Genomic DNA, 14905 nt, shown 5'->3' on the forward strand with positions numbered 1-14905 from the left:
TCATGCCATAGTCCCTGCGGCTGGCGGTCGGATGATGGCGCGTTTCGGCTCTTGCGCTCGGGACGGCCTGCGCCACGATAATAAAGAATGCGAGTCGCCGGCCGCCTGAGCCGGACCGAGAGGGAGCTGCCCGTGACCGATGGGACGCCAACCACGATGAACGGGGCGGAGAGCCTCGTGCGGACGCTCGTCGCCGGCGGGGTCGAGGTCTGCTTCACCAATCCCGGCACCTCCGAAATGCATTTCGTGGCGGCGCTGGACCGGGTCGAGGGCATGCGCTGCGTCCTGTTCCTGTTCGAGGGCGGGGCCACCGGCGCCGCCGACGGCTACGCCCGGATGGCCGACAAGCCGGCCTCGACCCTGCTGCATCTCGGGCCGGGCCTCGCCAACGGGCTCGCCAACCTGCACAACGCCAAGAAGGCACGCACGCCGATCGTCAACATCGTCGGCGAGCACGCCACCTATCACCGCGAATACAACGCGCCGCTGACCTCGGACATCGAGGGGCTGGCCCGCCCGATGTCGTCGTGGGTCCACACCGGCATGAGTGCCGCGGAGATCGGCGCCGACGGCGCCGCCGCCGTCGCGGCCGCCCGCACCGCGCCCGGACAAGTTGCGACGCTGATTCTGCCGGCCAACACGGCGTGGGACCCGGGCACGGGCATCGCGCCGGTCCCGCCGATTCCCGAGCGGGCCCGGGCCGCGGATCCGGCGATCGCGGCCGCAGTGGCGGCGCTTTCCAGCGGCGAGCCGGTGCTGCTGCATCTCGGCGACCGGGCGGTGCAGGGCGAAGGCCGGGTGATCGCCGACCGGATCGCCCGCAAGACCGGCGCGACGCTGATGGCCATGACCTCCAACGCCCGGATCGACCGGGGCGCCGGCACGGTGTCGATCGAGCGCCTGCCCTACCCGATCGACCAGGCGATCGAGGCCCTGAAGGGCTTCCGCCACATCATCCTGATCGGCGCGACCCAGCCGGTCGGCTTCTTCGCCTATCCCGGCAAGCCGAGCCTGCTCGCCCCCGAAGGCTGCGCGACCATCACCCTCGCCACCCCCGAGGAGGATCAGTTCGACGCGCTGGATCGGCTGGCCGAGGCCGTCGCCGCACCGCCGGCCGAGCCCATCGCCGTGAAGCCGCGGCCGAGCCTGCCGCGTTCGGGCGCGCTGGACCAAGATACGATCGGCCAGGTTCTCGGCGCGCTGATCCCGGAGGGCGCGGTGATCTGCGACGAGTCGATCACCACCGGCCGCAACTTCTTCGCCCTGACCCGGGATGCCGCGCCGCATTCCTGGCTGCAGCTGAGCGGCGGCTCGATCGGCCTCGGCATCCCGATGGCCACCGGGGCGGCGATCGCCTGTCCCGGCCGCAAGGTGATCAACCTCCAGGCCGATGGCAGCGGGCTCTACAACGCCCAGGCGCTCTGGACCCAGGCGCGCGAACGCCTCGACGTGGTGACGCTGATCTGGTCGAACCGCTCCTACGCGATCCTGCGTGCAGAACTCGCCAATGTCGGCGCGCACAATCCCGGCCCCAAGGCGCTGGGCATGCTGAGCCTCGACGACCCGGCGGTGGATTGGGTCAGCCTCGCCAAGGGCTTTGGCGTCGAGGGCCGGCGCGTCGAGACGCTGGAGGACTTCATCGCGGCGTTCCGGCACGGACTCGACAATCCCGGTCCGCACCTCATCGAAGTCGCCCTGTGAGCGGAGACGCCTACGCGCTTCCCGGGCTCGACGGCCCCGCCGAGATCCGGATCGACCGCTGGGGCGTGGCGCATATCCGGGCCGCGTCCACACTGGATGCCTTCCGGGTCCAGGGCTTCAACGCCGCCCGGGACCGGCTGTGGCAGCTCGACCTCTGGCGCAAGCGCGGCCTCGGCCTGCTGGCGGCGGATTTCGGGCCTGGCTACCTCGCCCAGGACCGTGCCGTGCGGCTGTACCTGTATCGCGGCGACATGGTGGCCGAATGGGCCGCCTACGGGCCGCAGGATACGAAGACGATCGTCACGGCCTTCGTGGACGGGATCAACGCCTTCGTCGAACTGACCGAGACGCGGCCGGAACTGCGCCCGCCCGAATTCGCCCTGACGGAGACGCGCCCGGCCCGATGGCTCCCGGAGGACGTGGTCCGCATCCGCAGCCACGGGCTGGTGCGCAACGTCCTGTCCGAGGTCGCCCGCGCTCGCGTGCTCGCTCGCGCCGAGACCCGCGAGGCCGGCCTTGCCGCCGACGACCTGCGCAAGCGCCTCAGCCCGCCGCACGATCCGGTCATTCCGGACGGGCTCGACGCCTCTGACTGGCCGGACGACCTGCTGGACGATTTCCGCCTCGCCACCGCCCCGGTCGGGTTCACCCCCGAGCGGATGGCGGCCACGCGCGAGGAGGCCTGGGACTGGACCAAGGTCGACGCCCACGGCGCGGTCACGCGAGGGAATCGCGCCATCCCAACGGAGCCGGTCGAGGGCTCGAACAACTGGGTCGTCGGGCCCGCCCGCACGCAGACGGGGCGCCCGATCCTGGCGAGCGACCCGCACCGGATCTACCTGCAGCCATCGCTGCGCTACGTGGTCCATCTCACCGCCCCGGGCCTCGACGTGATCGGGGCGGGCGAGCCGGCCCTGCCCGGCATCGCCATCGGCCATAACGGACAGGCCGCCTTCAGCCTGACCATCGCGCCGATGGACCAGGAGGATCTTTTTGTTTGTGAGGCCGACTCGGCCGATCCGGATCGCTTCCGCTACGGTGACGGCTGGGAGCCGATCGAGCGCGTCTTGGAAAACATCCCGGTGCGTGGGGGACCGGACGAGACCGTCGTGCTGGGCTTCACCCGGCACGGCCCGGTGATCCGTGAGGCAGCAGGGCGGGCCTTCGCGCTGCGGACCGTCTGGTCCGAGCCGGGCGCTGCCGCCTATCTCGGCAGCCTCGCCTATCTCGGCGCCACGAGCCCGGAGGCGTTCGGTCAGGCCCTGCGCCACTGGGCGGCGCCATCGGTCAACCAGCTCTATGCCGACGTGACCGGGCGGATCGCATGGTTCATGGCCGGCAAGGCGCCTTTGCGGCTGGCCCATGACGGGCTGCTGCCGGTGCCGGGGGACGGCTGCTACGACTGGGCCGGGTTCCATGAGCCCGGCGCCCTGCCCCGCCGCATCGACCCGCCGGAGGGCTACCTCGCCACCGCCAATGAGATGAACCTGCCGCCGGGCTATCCCGCGGAGGCACGGAAGCTCGGCTTCGAATGGGCCGAGCCCTGGCGCGCCCGCCGCATCCGCACGGTGCTCGACGGCCAGAACCGGCACAGCCTGGCGGACTCCCGGGCGCTCCAGGGCGACGACGTTTCCGAGCCGGCCCTGCGGCTCGCGCGGCTGCTGTGGGCGCTGCCGGCGGATCCCGATATCGAGGCCGCTCGCGCCCTGCTGGCACCCTTCGACGGATCGCTGCACGAGAATTCGGCCGCCGCCGCGCTGATCGAAGTGTTCTGGGTCCGCCATCTGCGCCCGGCCTTGCTCGAGGCCCTGGTGCCGGACGCCCCGACCCGGCGCCTGCTGCCGCCCGGCGACACGCAGAGCCTGATCGAGCGGCTGGAGGACGGCCTCGATCCGGCCGCGCGGACAATCCTTTTGACGGAGACCTTGGGTGCCGCGTTCCGAGACTGCCGCACGCGGATGGGTCCAAATCCCGAAACTTGGTCCTGGGGCCTTTTGCACCACGCCCTGTTCGCCCATCCGCTTTCGGCTCTGCGCTCGGATGCGGGCTGGGGTGTCGGCCCGTTGCCCGTGGGCGGTGCCGCGGCATCGGTCATGCACGCGGAGTACCGGACCGACACGTTCCAGCTGACCCACGGCGCCTCGTTCCGCATGGTCGTGGATGTGGGCGACTGGGACCGGTCGGTGTTCATCAACGTGCCCGGCCAGTCGGGGGGCCCGGGCAGCCCGCATTACGCCGACCTGGCTCCGGTCTGGGGCCGCCGGGACCATGTGCCGATGCTCTACGGCCGCGCCGCCGTGGAGGCGGCCACCGAGACGATCATCACGCTGAGCCCGGCCTCCGCCTGAAAGGTGGCCGGCCGAAGACGGGGACCGAAAGACCTTGCAGATCTTCATCGCCGGCCTTGCCACCGAGACCAACACCTTCGCGCCCCTGCCCACCGGCCGCGCGGCCTTCCTGGCCGACTATGCCCGCCGGGACGGCAGCAAGAACCCACCCCGGCTCAGCAACATCGCCCTCAAGGCCTGGCGCGAGCAGGCCGAGGCGGACGGGCATACTGTCGTCGAGAGCCTCTCGACCTTCGCGCAGCCGGGCGGGATCACCCTGCGGGCCGTCTACGAGGAACTGCGCGACGCGCTGCTCGACGATCTCCGTGCCGCGATGCCGGTCGATGCGGTGCTGCTGTTCATGCACGGCGCCATGGTCGCCGAGGGCTACGACGATTGCGAGGGCGACACCCTGGAGCGGGCCCGCGAAATCGTCGGGCCGGAGGCCACGATCGGCGTCGAGCTCGACTTGCATTGCCACCTCACCGAGGCGATGCGGCAGAGCGCCGACGTGATCGTGATCTACAAGGAGTATCCCCACACCGACATCGTCGACCGCGCCCGCGACCTCTACCCGCTGGTGATGCGCACGGTCGCTAAGGACATCCGGCCGGTGATGGCTTATGCCGATTGCCGGATGATCAACATGTGGCGCACCACCCGCGAGCCGGTCGCCGGCTTCGTGCGCCGGATGGAGGCGCTCGAGGGCCGGGACGGCATCCTGTCGGTCTCCTTCGGGCACGGCTTCCCCTGGGGCGACGTGGCGGATGTCGGCGCCAGGATGCTGGTGGTCGCCGACGGCGATGCCGCCAAGGCGCAGGCGCTGGCGGACGACCTCGCCCGGGAGGTCTGGGCGATGCGCGAGGAGGCCGCGAGTCGCTGCGACGGCATCGATGCCGCCATCGACGCGGCCTTGGCCTCGGACGACCCGCGCCCGATGGTGCTGGCCGACTTCGCCGACAATGCTGGCGCCGGCGCGCCCTCGGACAACACCGCGATCCTGGCCCGGCTCGCCGAGCGCGGCATCAAGGACGTGGCACTCGGCCTGATCTGGGATCCCGGCGCAGTCGGGATCTGCCACGAGGCCGGGCTCGGCGCGACCTTCGTGCTCCGCATCGGCGGCAAGTGCGGCGTCACTTCGGGCGATCCGGTGGATCTGCGCATCACCGTGCGCGGCCTCTCCGAGGATCACAGCCAGGGCGGCCTCAGCGGCGGCCGGGCCCGCCTCGGACCCGCCGCCTGGGTCGAGGCCGACGGGATCCACGTGGTCCTGACCCATATCCGCCAGCAGGCCTTCGCGCCCGACGCTTTCTCAGGGCTGGGGCTGACGCTCGACGACAAGCGGATCGTGGTGGTGAAGTCGATGCAGCATTTCTACGCCGCCTTCGCGCCGATCGCGAGCGAGGTCCGCTACGTCGCGGCGCCGGGCGCGGTCCCGCCGGATTACGGCGCGATCCCCTACACCAAGCGCTCGGGCCGCTACTGGCCCAAGGTGGCCGATCCCTTCACCGAGTCCCCCGCCGAGAGCGCCCGATGATCCCGGACCTGCCGTTCGACGCGGAGTCCATCCTGGCGACGTTGCGCCCGTGGGTGGAATGCGAGAGCCCGACCCACGATGCCGCCGCGGTTAACCGGATGGTGGGCCTGGCCGCCCGCGACCTCGCCGTCGCGGGGGCCGCGGTCGAGACCGTCCCGGGTCGGATGGGCTTGAGCGATTGCGTGCGCGCCCGCTTCCCGCATCGGCACCGCGACCGGCCCGGCATCCTCGTGCTCGGGCATCTCGACACCGTGCATCCGGTCGGCACCCTGGCGAGCCTGCCCTGGCGGATCGTGGGCGACCGCGCCTACGGACCGGGCATTCTCGACATGAAGGGCGGCAACGTGATCGCCCTCGCGGCGATCCGCGCCCTGGCGGCCGCCGGGATCGAGACGCCGCTGCCGGTGACCTTCCTGTTCACCGGCGACGAGGAGGTCGGCAGCCCCGCGACCCGGGACCTGATCGAGGCCGAGGCCGCCCGCCACGCCTTCGTGCTGGTGCCGGAGCCCGGCCAGGCCGACAACGGCGTCGTCACCGGCCGCTACGCCATCGCGCGCTTCGACCTGGAGGCCGTGGGCCGCCCGAGCCATGCCGGCGCCTCGCCCCATGAGGGCCGCTCGGCGATCCGCGCCATGGCGCGCATGATCCTGGCGATCGACGGCCTGTCGGATGCCGACTGCACCGTCTCCACCGGGATCGTCTCGGGCGGCCAATGGGTCAATTGCGTCCCGACCCTGTGCCGCGGGCAGGCGCTGAGCATGGCCAAGCGCCAGGCCGATCTCGACCGCGGCGTCGAGCGGATGCTGGCCCTGTCGGGCGAGCAGGACGGCGTGCGCTTCTCCGTGACCCGGGGCGTCACCCGGCCGGTCTGGGAGCCGGATGCCGGCTGCCTGGCCCTCTACGATCGGGCGCGGACCCTGAGCGAGGCACTCGGCCAGCCCCTGCCCCATCGCAGCGCCGGCGGCGGCTCGGACGGCAACTTCACCGGGGCCAACGGCATCCCGACGCTGGACGGCCTCGGGCCGCTCGGCCAGGGCTACCATACCCTCGACGAGCACGTGCTGATCGAGACCCTGCCCCAGCGGGCGCGGCTGTTCGCGGCTCTGCTCGCCAATCTCGGCACCGCGGGCCGATCGTGAGTCCGGACCCCGTGACGGTCGCGGTCGCCGGCGCCACCGGCGATCTCGGCCTGCGGATCGTGCGGGCGCTCCGGCGCGAGGGCGCGGCGGTCACCGCCCTCGTCCGGCCCGGGACGGATCGCGCCCGGATCGCGCCGCTCACGGCTTTGGGCGCCCGCGTGGTCGAGGCCGGCCCCGGCCGTCCCGGGAGTTGGCAATCCGCCTGCGCGGGCGCGGCCTGCGTGGTCTCGGCCGTCAACGGCCTGAGCGCGACGGTGATCGATGTCCAGACCGCCCTGCTGGAGGGCGCCGTCCGAGCCGGGGTGCCGCGCTTCATCCCGTCGGATTTCTCGATCGACTACGCCAGGACCGCGCCGGGCGGGAACCGCAACCTCGACCTGCGCCGCGCCTTCCGGGCACGCCTCGATGCTGCGCCGATCCAGGCGACCTCGGTGCTCAGCGGCGCCTTCATGGAACTGCTCGACGGGCAGGCGCCGTTGATCCTCCACCGCCCGCGCCGGGTCCTCCACTGGGGCCGCGCCGACCAGATCCTCGACTTCACCACCAAGGACGACACCGCCGCCTTCACGGCCCGGGCCGCCCTGGATCCAGAGACGCCGCGCTGGCTGCGCATCGCCGGCGAAAGCCTCAGCGCCCGCGATCTCGCCGAAGCCGCGAGCGCGGCGCGGGGTGCGCGCTATCGGACGCTGCGCGCCGGCGGCCTTGGTTCCCTGGGTCTGATGATCCGCGTCGCCCGCACCCTCGCGCCCGGGCGCGGGGCGGTGTTCCCGGCCTGGCAGGGCATGCAGTACCTGCGCGATATGTTCGAGGGCCGCGCCCGGCTGACGCCCCTCGACACGGACCGCTACCCGGGCCTGCGCTGGACCAGGGTCCAGTCCTTCCTAGCGGAGACTGCCGGGCCGCGCGGTCGAGGGTGATATCAGGCGCGGCCCCAGCCAAGGGCCGCGATCGCTACGGCGCCAATCATTCCTCCGATCGTGCCGCCGCCGAAGAAGCCCGCTACGGCCAGCAACGGGCCCGAGGGCGCCGCCAGCGCACAGATCAGAGAACTTCCGACGCAGCCTGCGGTGGCAATCACGGACATCGGGGGCCTCGCACAACTATTGGTTGTATAATCGAGGCCCTTGCAATCCGGTTCCCTGGCGGCAGACGGGTTTGGGTCAGACTGGATCGATCGGCATCTCCGGCACGCCCGGCGCCTCGATCGCCGCGCCCGCCGCAAGGCACAGATCCTCCCGATAGCGGGCAGCGACGAGCTGCACGCCCACGGGCGTGCGTCCGACGAGGCCGGTGGTGACGGTGAGCGCCGGGACGCCGAGCGGCGCCAGGCCGACCTGCAGCAGGTTCGCCTCGAAGGCGCGCGCGATCCCGTCCTCGCCGGTCCGGTCGAGCCCGTCGGGAAACGGCAGCTCGGCCGAGACCGGCACCAGCAGCACCGGATGCTCGGCGAGGAAGACCGACCAGTCCCGGGCGAGCGTCGCCCGCCGGATCAGCGCCTTGGCGATGGCGTCGGGGGGCATCGCCTCCGCGGGCTCGCGGAAATACGCCAGTAGGTCGATGGCCGCCGGGTCGCCCTCGCGCTCGGCCGCGGCCCGGGTCGCTGCGTAGCCGTCGCCGAGCCAGAGCTGGAGTTGCAAGGCACTCGCCTCGCGGATCGGCGGGGTGTCGGCGATCTCCTCGACCGCCCAGCCGGCGTCGGTCAGCCGCCGCGCGGCGTCGCGCAACGCGGCCTCAACTTCGGGCACCACCGCGAGGCCGCCGGGGCGCACGCAGAGCGCCGCCCGGCGCGGTATCGCCGGGCCTTCCAGCGGCGCCGGAACCCACCACGGGTCGCGCGGGTCGGAGGCCGCCATCGCGTGGAGGGCGAGACGCAGATCCGCGATGCTGCGCGCCAGCGGACCCGACACCGCCATGAGCTGCGGCCCGATCCCGCGCTCGGGCGACGAGGCGTTCCAGGCCGGGATCCGGCCGAGGCTCGGGCGCAGGCCATGCACGCCGCAGGCATAGGCCGGGTAGCGCACCGAGCCGGCGATGTCGGTCCCGTGGGCGATCGCCCCGATCCCGGCCGCCACGGCGGCCCCGGCCCCGCCGGACGAGCCCCCCGGCGTCAGCGCCGGGTCGCGCGGGTTCCTGGTCTCACCGTGCAACTGGTTGGTGGTGAACCAGCGCAGCGAGAAGGCCGGCGTGTTGGTCCGCCCGAGCAGCACCGCCCCGGCCCGGCGGAGATTGGCCACCACGGGGTTGTCGTCGGACGCCACGAGGTCGCGCTGGAGGCGCAGCCCGTTCGTGGTCGCGAAGCCGCGCTGATCGACATTGACCTTGATCGTCACTGGCACGCCCGCCAGCGGCCCGAGAGCATCGCCCCGGGCACGGGCGGCGTCGACCGCCTCGGCCTGCGCCAGCACCGCCTCCGGGCGGTGCTCGACCACGGCGTTGATCCGGCCGTTGACCGCGTCGAGCCGTCCGAGGGCGGCTTCAGCCACCTCCCGGGCGGAGACCTGACCGGTGCGAATCATAGCCGAGAGGTCGGTCGCGGTCAGACGCCAAAGTTGCATGCGTGGTCCCTTTGCCGAGCCCCGCGGGGCCGAGATTCGCTCCGGATCCGTGCCGCGCGAGGGTCTGCCCCCGGCGGTCGCGGCCTTATTCTTTATGCAAGTGACCGGCCGCTTTTTTGAGCAGGCGACGATTGCGAGCGGCGGCAACGGCTTGCCGCATTGCAGCAGTGACAGCTAAGCATTTCGCCGTAGCCGGCCCTTGCCAGACATAGAGTGATTGATAACCTCTTTCACGTTCGGGCGTTCGACCGGCCAGATCAGCAAAAAGGATCGCTCTCCTCCGACGAAGACAGGCAACCTCCAGAACAAGGCAGGCTTCCATGGCAGAGATGATTCGCGTCAAGCCGACTCACGACGGCACCTACACAGTCTACCGCGGGACGCTCGCGTTGATCAGCGGCCTCACCCGCCTGCAGGCCGAGCGCTACGAAGCCAGCATCAGCCAGCAGCAACGGTCCGAACTCGCCGCCGCGAGCCATTGATTCTGCCTGCCGAGGCCGGCCCACGGATGGGCGCGGCCGGCCTCGGGATCGACGAGGCTGCGCCCCGCGATCGTCAATCCAGGGCGATTGGCCCGAGGTCGCAGACCGCTCCCGCCGCGTCGAGGCCGCGCCGCCGCGCGCTGACCGCATAGCCAGCCCCATTCCGAGCGATCTCGTAGAGCAGGTAGGAGGCGCGGCGCGGCGCGAGGCCGCCATGGCCGTCCGGCCGCGCCGAAGCCGAGGGCGCGCCGATCACCGGCACGAAGCCGCCGGCCGGCCCCGGCACCAACGCGCTGGTGGTGGTGTGGTTGTGGCCGTGCAGGATCAGCTCGGCCCCGGCGCGGGCTATCATCGCCGTGAAGGCGGCGGCATCCTTGAGTTCGCGACCCGCCGCGGCGCCCCCCGGCTGCGGCGGATGGTGGATCATCACCACACGGAACGGCTTGCCCGGCTCGGTGGCGAGCGCCCGCAACAGGGCCTCGGCGGCGGCGAGTTGCGGCGGTCCCAGGCGACCGGTGGCCACGAACGGCTTCGTCGGGATCGCGCTCGACAGGCCGATGAGCGCCACGGGACCCCGCCGGCGCAGATAGGGAAAGCGGCCGGACGAGCCCGAATCGTCGCCCGTGTAGCCGCTGCAGGCCGTGAGCAGGCCCTCCAGCGAGCCGCGGACATAGGCATCGTGATTGCCCGGCACGAAGCTCACGGTCTCGGGCGGGCCCAACGCTTCGAGAAACGTGCGTGCGGTCTCCCACTCGCTGGGCAAGCCGATGTTGCACAGGTCGCCCGTGCAGGCGACGTGCGCAGCCCCCTGCTGCTTCAGGTCCGCCACCAGGGTTTCGAGCACGGTCATGTCGTGGCTGCGCGAGCGCCCGCGCCGCCAGTTGGCGTAGCCGGTGGCGCGCTTGCCGATGAGCTGGTGCAGGCGCACGCGGCCGAGCGGGCCGACATGGGGGTCACTGAGATGGGCCAGGCGGAAGGTCAAGGCCGACGATCAACGCTCGAGAGGGGCACGGAACGCGCCCCGCATCGCGGTCGCGGGCCCGCGCGTCAAGCGCTGCCGATCAGGATCCCGGCCGCCAGCACCAGCGCGCCGCCGAGCATCACCTGCAGCGCCGCGCGCCAGAACGGTGTCGCCATGAAGCGCGTGCGGATCGCCGCGATCGCGATCAGCTCGACGATCACCACCAGGACGGCGAGGCTGGTGGCTAGGAGGAACGGGTTCGGCCAGCCCGGCGGCAGCCGGTCCGGGATCGCGTAGGGCAGCGTGTGCCCGAGGCCGCCGAGCGTCGTCATCACCCCGCAGACCAGTCCACGCACCCACGGGTCGCCACGCCCGGTGATGCTGCCGTCGTCGGACAGCGCCTCCGTGAAGCCCATGCTGATGCCGGCCCCCACGGAGGCCGCGAGCCCGACCAGGAAAGTTGCCCCGTTATGGCCGGTGGCGAACGCCGCCGCGAAGATCGGCGCCAGGGTGGAGACCGACCCGTCGATCAGGCCGGCGAGGCCGGGCTGAACGTAACGCAAGGCGAAGGCTCGCCGGGCCTCGGCGACGGCGTCGATCCCACTCTCGAAGGCAGCTGCCATGATGTCATGCTCCTGTTTATATGAGTTCTAATCTACAATTTAGAACTGATCTAAACAAGTCTCGGCGATGAATTTTCTCTGCGATCACCGGGCCTTCGCGTTGGCCCCGCGCTTGGCAGCCGGGCGTGCCCGTCGGTCGGATGGTCGATCGAGTTGCGTTGGCTCGGCGACGGGGACTAGACCATGGACGGACGAATCCGCGCCCGGTCCGTTCGGGCTGCGCCGCTCCGGCTGCCACAAGCGTCTCATGAGTCTCGGCAAGCGTCTCCTCCGCCATCCCGCCGTTCAGCGTGTCCTCGGGCGCGTGGCGGCCGGATATCTGCGGCTCGTGCAGGCTACGAACCGCTTCGAGGTGCATGCCGACGCGGCCGGCCACGCGGCTGCGGACGGGTGGATCGACGCGCATGTGCCGCTCATCGCCGGCATGTGGCATGGCCAGCACATCATGATGCCGTTCATGCGCCGGCCGAGCGACCGGGTCGCCACGATCATCTCGAAGAACCCGGACGGCAACATCAACACCATCGCGCTGGAGCATCTCGGCGTGCGCGTGATCCGGGCGTCCGGCGCTCGCGGCCGGGACCGGACGACCGACCTGCGCGCCAAGGGCGGCGCCGAAGGGTTGCGGGCGATGCTGCGGGCCCTGAAGGCGGGCGAATCGGTAGCGTTCAGCGCGGACGTCCCGAAGGTCTCGCGCCGCTGCGATGCGGGGATCCTGACGCTGGCGCGCTTCTCCGGCCGCCCGATCGTCCCGGCCGCCGTTGTGACGAGCCGGCACCTGCGCTTCAAGTCCTGGGACCGGGCCTGTCTCGGCCTGCCCTTCGGACGGGGGGCGGTCGTGCTGGGCGAGCCGATCTACGTCGCCCGCGACTGCGCGGGCGACGAGTTCGAGGCACTCAGGCGGCGCCTCGAAGCCGAGATGAACCGGGTGCATGCCCGCGCCTACGCGCTGGTCGGGCGCGCCGACCGCGCCGCGCTCTATCGCGGCGCGCCTGCGGCGGCGACCAGCCCGGTGGGAGAATCCGCGTGAAGCTGCCGTCCGTGACCCTGCCGTTGCAGGTCTACCGGGCCGGCCTGCGCGTCGGCGAGCCGGCGCTCGCCGGCCTCCTCGCCTGGCGCGCCCATCACGGCAAGGAGGATCCCCGGCGTCTGCCCGAGCGGCGCGGCCTGCCCGGCCGGGCGCGCCCGGTCGGGCCGCTCGCCTGGATGCACGGCGCCAGCGTCGGCGAGGTCCTGTCGCTGATCGGGCTGGTGGAGGGCATGATCGCCCGCGGCTTCTCGGTGCTGGTGACCACGGGGACGCGCTCGGCCGCCGAGCTGATCGGATCCCGCCTGCCGCCCGGCGCGGTGCATCAATACGTGCCGCTCGACGCGCCGCGCTGGGTCTCGCGGTTCCTCGCCCATTGGCAGCCGAACCTCGCCATCGTGGCGGAGTCGGAGATCTGGCCGAACACGATCCTGGAATTGGACGCCCGCGAGATCCCGCTGATCCTGGTCAATGGCCGCATGTCGGAGCGCTCGTTCAAGGGCTGGGAGCGCTGCCCGCGCACCGCCAAGGCCCTGCTGTCGCGGATCGCGGTCTGCCTCACGCAGACCCAGGACGACGGCGCACGCTATGCCAAGCTCGGAGCCCCCCGGGTGAGCGTCACCGGCAACCTGAAATTCGACGCCCAGGTACCCCCGGTCGATCCGCAGCAGCTGGATTATCTGGGTGGCATGATCGCCGGCCGGCCGGTCTGGGTCGCGGCGAGCACCCATGAAGGCGAGGACAGCATCATCGCCTACGCCCACGCGGTGCTGAAGGTGCAGTTTCCGAGGCTCCTGACGATCCTCGCGCCCCGGCATCCGAGCCGCGGCGGCGAGGCGGCCGAATCCGCGGCCGCCTACGGCCTGCGCAGCGCGAGGCGCTCCAGCGGCGGTCGTCCGCATCCGTCCGTCGAGGTCTACGTCGCCGACACGATCGGCGAGATGGGCCTGTTCTACCGGCTCGCTCCGCTGGCGTTCCTCGGCGGATCCCTGGTCCCGCATGGCGGCCAGAACCCGATCGAGCCGGTGCGCCTCGATACGGCGATCCTGCACGGGCCACACACCGGGAATTTCGACGGGGTCTATCGCGCCCTCGACCTCGCCGGCGCCGCCCTGCCGGTGCGGGATGGGGTCGAGCTGGCCGCCATGGCCGGCGAGCTCCTGGGGGATCCGGCGCGTCTCGCCGGCATGGTGCAGGCCGGGCCGAGGGCGCTGCGGCCGTTCGAGGGCGCGGTCGGGCGCACGCTCGCGGTGCTCGAACCGTTCGTGGCGCAGATGAAGCTGCAGCGGCTCGACCGGGGCGATCTCGCGCGGCCGCTCGCGCGGGCCTGATGCGGCCGCCGCGCTTCTGGGCGGCGGGGGCCGGACACCCGATTGCGCGCAGCCTCGCGCCTTTCGGCGCCGCCTACGGTGCCATCACCGCCCGGCGTATGGACCGCCCCGGCGCCCGGGCGGGCTGCCCGGTCCTGTGCCTGGGCAACTTCACCCTCGGCGGGGCCGGCAAGACACCGGCCGCGATGGCCGTCGCCGCCCTGCTGACCGAGCTCGGCCGCAGGCCGGCCTTCCTGTCCCGCGGCTATGGCGGGCGCCTGTCCGGCCCGGTCCGGGTCGATCCGAATGTACATGCCGCGGCCGATGTCGGCGACGAGCCGCTGCTGCTCGCCCGTCACGCGCCGACGGTCGTGTCCCGGGACCGGCCGGCCGGGGCCGCCCTGTGCCGGGCGCTCGGGGCCGACGTGATCGTGATGGACGATGGCTTGCAGAACCCGACGCTCGCCAAGGACCTCGCCTGGGCGGTGATCGATGGCGCAGCCGGCATCGGCAACGGCCGCCCGTTCCCGGCGGGTCCCCTGCGGGCGCCCCTCGAACGGCAATGGCCCCACGTCGCCGGCCTGATCGTGGTCGGCGACGGCGCGCCCGGTGCCTGGCTGGCGGAGATGGCGGAGAAGCGCGGGCTGCCGGTCCACCGGGCGCAGGTGGCCGCGGACGGACCTGATCTGGCCGGAGGGCGCTGCCTGGCTTTCGCGGGGATCGGCCGCCCGGAAAAGTTCTTCGCGACGCTGCGTGGCATTGGCGCCGTGATTGCGGCCGAGCGGCTTTTCCCAGACCATCACCCGTATCGCCCGACGGACCTCGCGACCCTGGCCGCGGAAGCGGAGCGATTGGGAGCGGAGCTGGTAACGACCGAGAAGGATGCCGTGCGGCTCCCGGCCGCCTTCGCGGCCCGGGTTCAGGTGCTGCGGGTGCGCCTCGTGCTGGACCACCCGGACGCCCTGCGCCGCCAGATCCGCCAGGCGCTGTAAGTGCTACGGCCGCCCGGTTTCCTTCAGCTGCTTCAGAATGGCCTCGGGCGACGCGTAGGCCTCCTGCCGGGTGGCGCTCCAGTAGCGCAGCTCGTCCAGCGGGATCGGCTCGCCGGTCACCGCGCAGCGCACGAAGCTGCCCGGCTTGACCACCCGCATCGTCCCGTCCCCATACTGGACGACCGCTTCGCCGTTATGTCCGCGCTCATAGCGACCCAGCACATCCGCCTCCTGATCGATCCCGCCGTCAC

The 14905-nt window shown here is 72.1% G+C and carries 13 protein-coding genes and 1 pseudogene; 9 read left to right on the forward strand and 5 right to left on the reverse strand.

What is annotated here, in order from left to right:
- Positions 1–156: 156 nt before the first annotated feature.
- The 5 genes from MKL11_RS09020 to MKL11_RS09040 are packed head-to-tail and all read left to right on the forward strand — an operon-like array spanning position 157 to position 7621.
- Positions 157–1701: an acetolactate synthase large subunit gene (locus MKL11_RS09020; protein ID WP_243942614.1), complete on the forward strand. Its 1545-nt coding sequence runs from the start codon at positions 157–159 to the stop codon at positions 1699–1701.
- Positions 1698–4049, forward strand: coding sequence for a penicillin acylase family protein (locus MKL11_RS09025; protein WP_243942376.1), 2352 nt, complete (start codon positions 1698–1700; stop codon positions 4047–4049). The genes MKL11_RS09020 and MKL11_RS09025 overlap by 4 nt, the downstream gene beginning before the upstream one ends.
- Positions 4050–4083: 34 nt before the next feature.
- The gene (locus tag MKL11_RS09030; protein ID WP_243942378.1) at positions 4084–5565 is read left to right on the forward strand and encodes a M81 family metallopeptidase; all 1482 of its coding nucleotides are present in this window, start codon (positions 4084–4086) and stop codon (positions 5563–5565) included.
- A complete protein-coding gene (locus tag MKL11_RS09035; RefSeq protein ID WP_243942379.1) occupies positions 5562–6704 on the forward strand; it encodes a M20/M25/M40 family metallo-hydrolase in 1143 nt (380 codons plus the stop codon). Before MKL11_RS09030 ends, MKL11_RS09035 begins: the two co-directional genes overlap by 4 nt.
- Entirely contained in the window at positions 6701–7621 is a 921-nt protein-coding gene (locus MKL11_RS09040; RefSeq protein ID WP_243942381.1) for an NmrA family NAD(P)-binding protein, read from the forward strand. Before MKL11_RS09035 ends, MKL11_RS09040 begins: the two co-directional genes overlap by 4 nt.
- A 2-nt stretch (positions 7622–7623) precedes the next feature.
- Here the strand turns inward: MKL11_RS09040 and MKL11_RS09045 are convergent, their stop codons facing one another.
- Positions 7624–7788 carry a hypothetical protein gene (locus MKL11_RS09045; protein WP_243942383.1) on the reverse strand — a complete coding sequence of 55 codons (165 nt, stop codon included), beginning with the start codon at positions 7786–7788 and terminating at the stop codon, positions 7624–7626.
- 76 nt (positions 7789–7864) lie between these two features.
- Positions 7865–9259, reverse strand: coding sequence for an amidase family protein (locus MKL11_RS09050; RefSeq protein ID WP_243942385.1), 1395 nt, complete (start codon positions 9257–9259; stop codon positions 7865–7867).
- Between the two features lie 320 nt (positions 9260–9579).
- On the opposite strand from MKL11_RS09050, the gene MKL11_RS09055 reads away from it, so the two are divergent.
- Complete coding sequence (locus MKL11_RS09055) at positions 9580–9741, forward strand: hypothetical protein (RefSeq protein ID WP_187277829.1); 162 nt, start codon at positions 9580–9582, stop codon at positions 9739–9741.
- Positions 9742–9814: 73 nt separating this feature from the next.
- On the opposite strand, the gene MKL11_RS09060 is transcribed toward MKL11_RS09055, so the two are convergent.
- Both MKL11_RS09060 and MKL11_RS09065 read right to left on the reverse strand, forming a co-directional pair.
- On the reverse strand, positions 9815–10723 hold the full coding sequence (locus MKL11_RS09060) for a metallophosphoesterase family protein (RefSeq protein ID WP_243942387.1): 909 nt from the start codon (positions 10721–10723) through the stop codon (positions 9815–9817).
- Positions 10724–10788: 65 nt separating this feature from the next.
- A pseudogene (locus MKL11_RS09065) lies at positions 10789–11280 on the reverse strand (VIT1/CCC1 transporter family protein); the annotation flags it as partial.
- Between the two features lie 292 nt (positions 11281–11572).
- Between MKL11_RS09065 and MKL11_RS09070 the strand changes: the two are divergent.
- Genes MKL11_RS09070 through lpxK form a run of 3 tightly spaced genes read left to right on the forward strand, consistent with a single transcriptional unit; the run spans position 11573 to position 14654 of the window.
- The gene (locus MKL11_RS09070; protein WP_243942389.1) at positions 11573–12355 is read left to right on the forward strand and encodes a lysophospholipid acyltransferase family protein; all 783 of its coding nucleotides are present in this window, start codon (positions 11573–11575) and stop codon (positions 12353–12355) included.
- The gene (locus MKL11_RS09075; RefSeq protein ID WP_243942391.1) at positions 12352–13683 is read left to right on the forward strand and encodes a 3-deoxy-D-manno-octulosonic acid transferase; all 1332 of its coding nucleotides are present in this window, start codon (positions 12352–12354) and stop codon (positions 13681–13683) included. The genes MKL11_RS09070 and MKL11_RS09075 overlap by 4 nt, the downstream gene beginning before the upstream one ends.
- Complete coding sequence (gene lpxK / locus MKL11_RS09080) at positions 13683–14654, forward strand: tetraacyldisaccharide 4'-kinase (RefSeq protein ID WP_243942393.1); 972 nt, start codon at positions 13683–13685, stop codon at positions 14652–14654. Before MKL11_RS09075 ends, lpxK begins: the two co-directional genes overlap by 1 nt.
- A gap of 3 nt (positions 14655–14657) precedes the next feature.
- Here the strand turns inward: lpxK and MKL11_RS09085 are convergent, their stop codons facing one another.
- Positions 14658–14876 (reverse strand): DUF2093 domain-containing protein, encoded by a 219-nt coding sequence (locus tag MKL11_RS09085; RefSeq protein WP_243942395.1) that lies wholly within the window; start codon positions 14874–14876, stop codon positions 14658–14660.
- Positions 14877–14905 lie beyond the last annotated feature (29 nt).

It is taken from the genome of Methylobacterium sp. J-077 (assembly GCF_022829365.1).
GTDB lineage: Bacteria > Pseudomonadota > Alphaproteobacteria > Rhizobiales > Beijerinckiaceae > Methylobacterium.

Coding starts and splice junctions, on each gene's coding strand:
- lpxK (WP_243942393.1), top strand. CDS start 13,683: ATGCGGCCGCCGCGCTTCTGGGCGGCGGGGGCCGGACACCCGATTGCG.
- MKL11_RS09020 (WP_243942614.1), top strand. CDS start 157: ATGAACGGGGCGGAGAGCCTCGTGCGGACGCTCGTCGCCGGCGGGGTC.
- MKL11_RS09050 (WP_243942385.1), bottom strand. CDS start 9,259: ATGCAACTTTGGCGTCTGACCGCGACCGACCTCTCGGCTATGATTCGC.
- MKL11_RS09035 (WP_243942379.1), top strand. CDS start 5,562: ATGATCCCGGACCTGCCGTTCGACGCGGAGTCCATCCTGGCGACGTTG.
- MKL11_RS09045 (WP_243942383.1), bottom strand. CDS start 7,788: ATGTCCGTGATTGCCACCGCAGGCTGCGTCGGAAGTTCTCTGATCTGT.
- MKL11_RS09070 (WP_243942389.1), top strand. CDS start 11,573: ATGAGTCTCGGCAAGCGTCTCCTCCGCCATCCCGCCGTTCAGCGTGTC.
- MKL11_RS09055 (WP_187277829.1), top strand. CDS start 9,580: ATGGCAGAGATGATTCGCGTCAAGCCGACTCACGACGGCACCTACACA.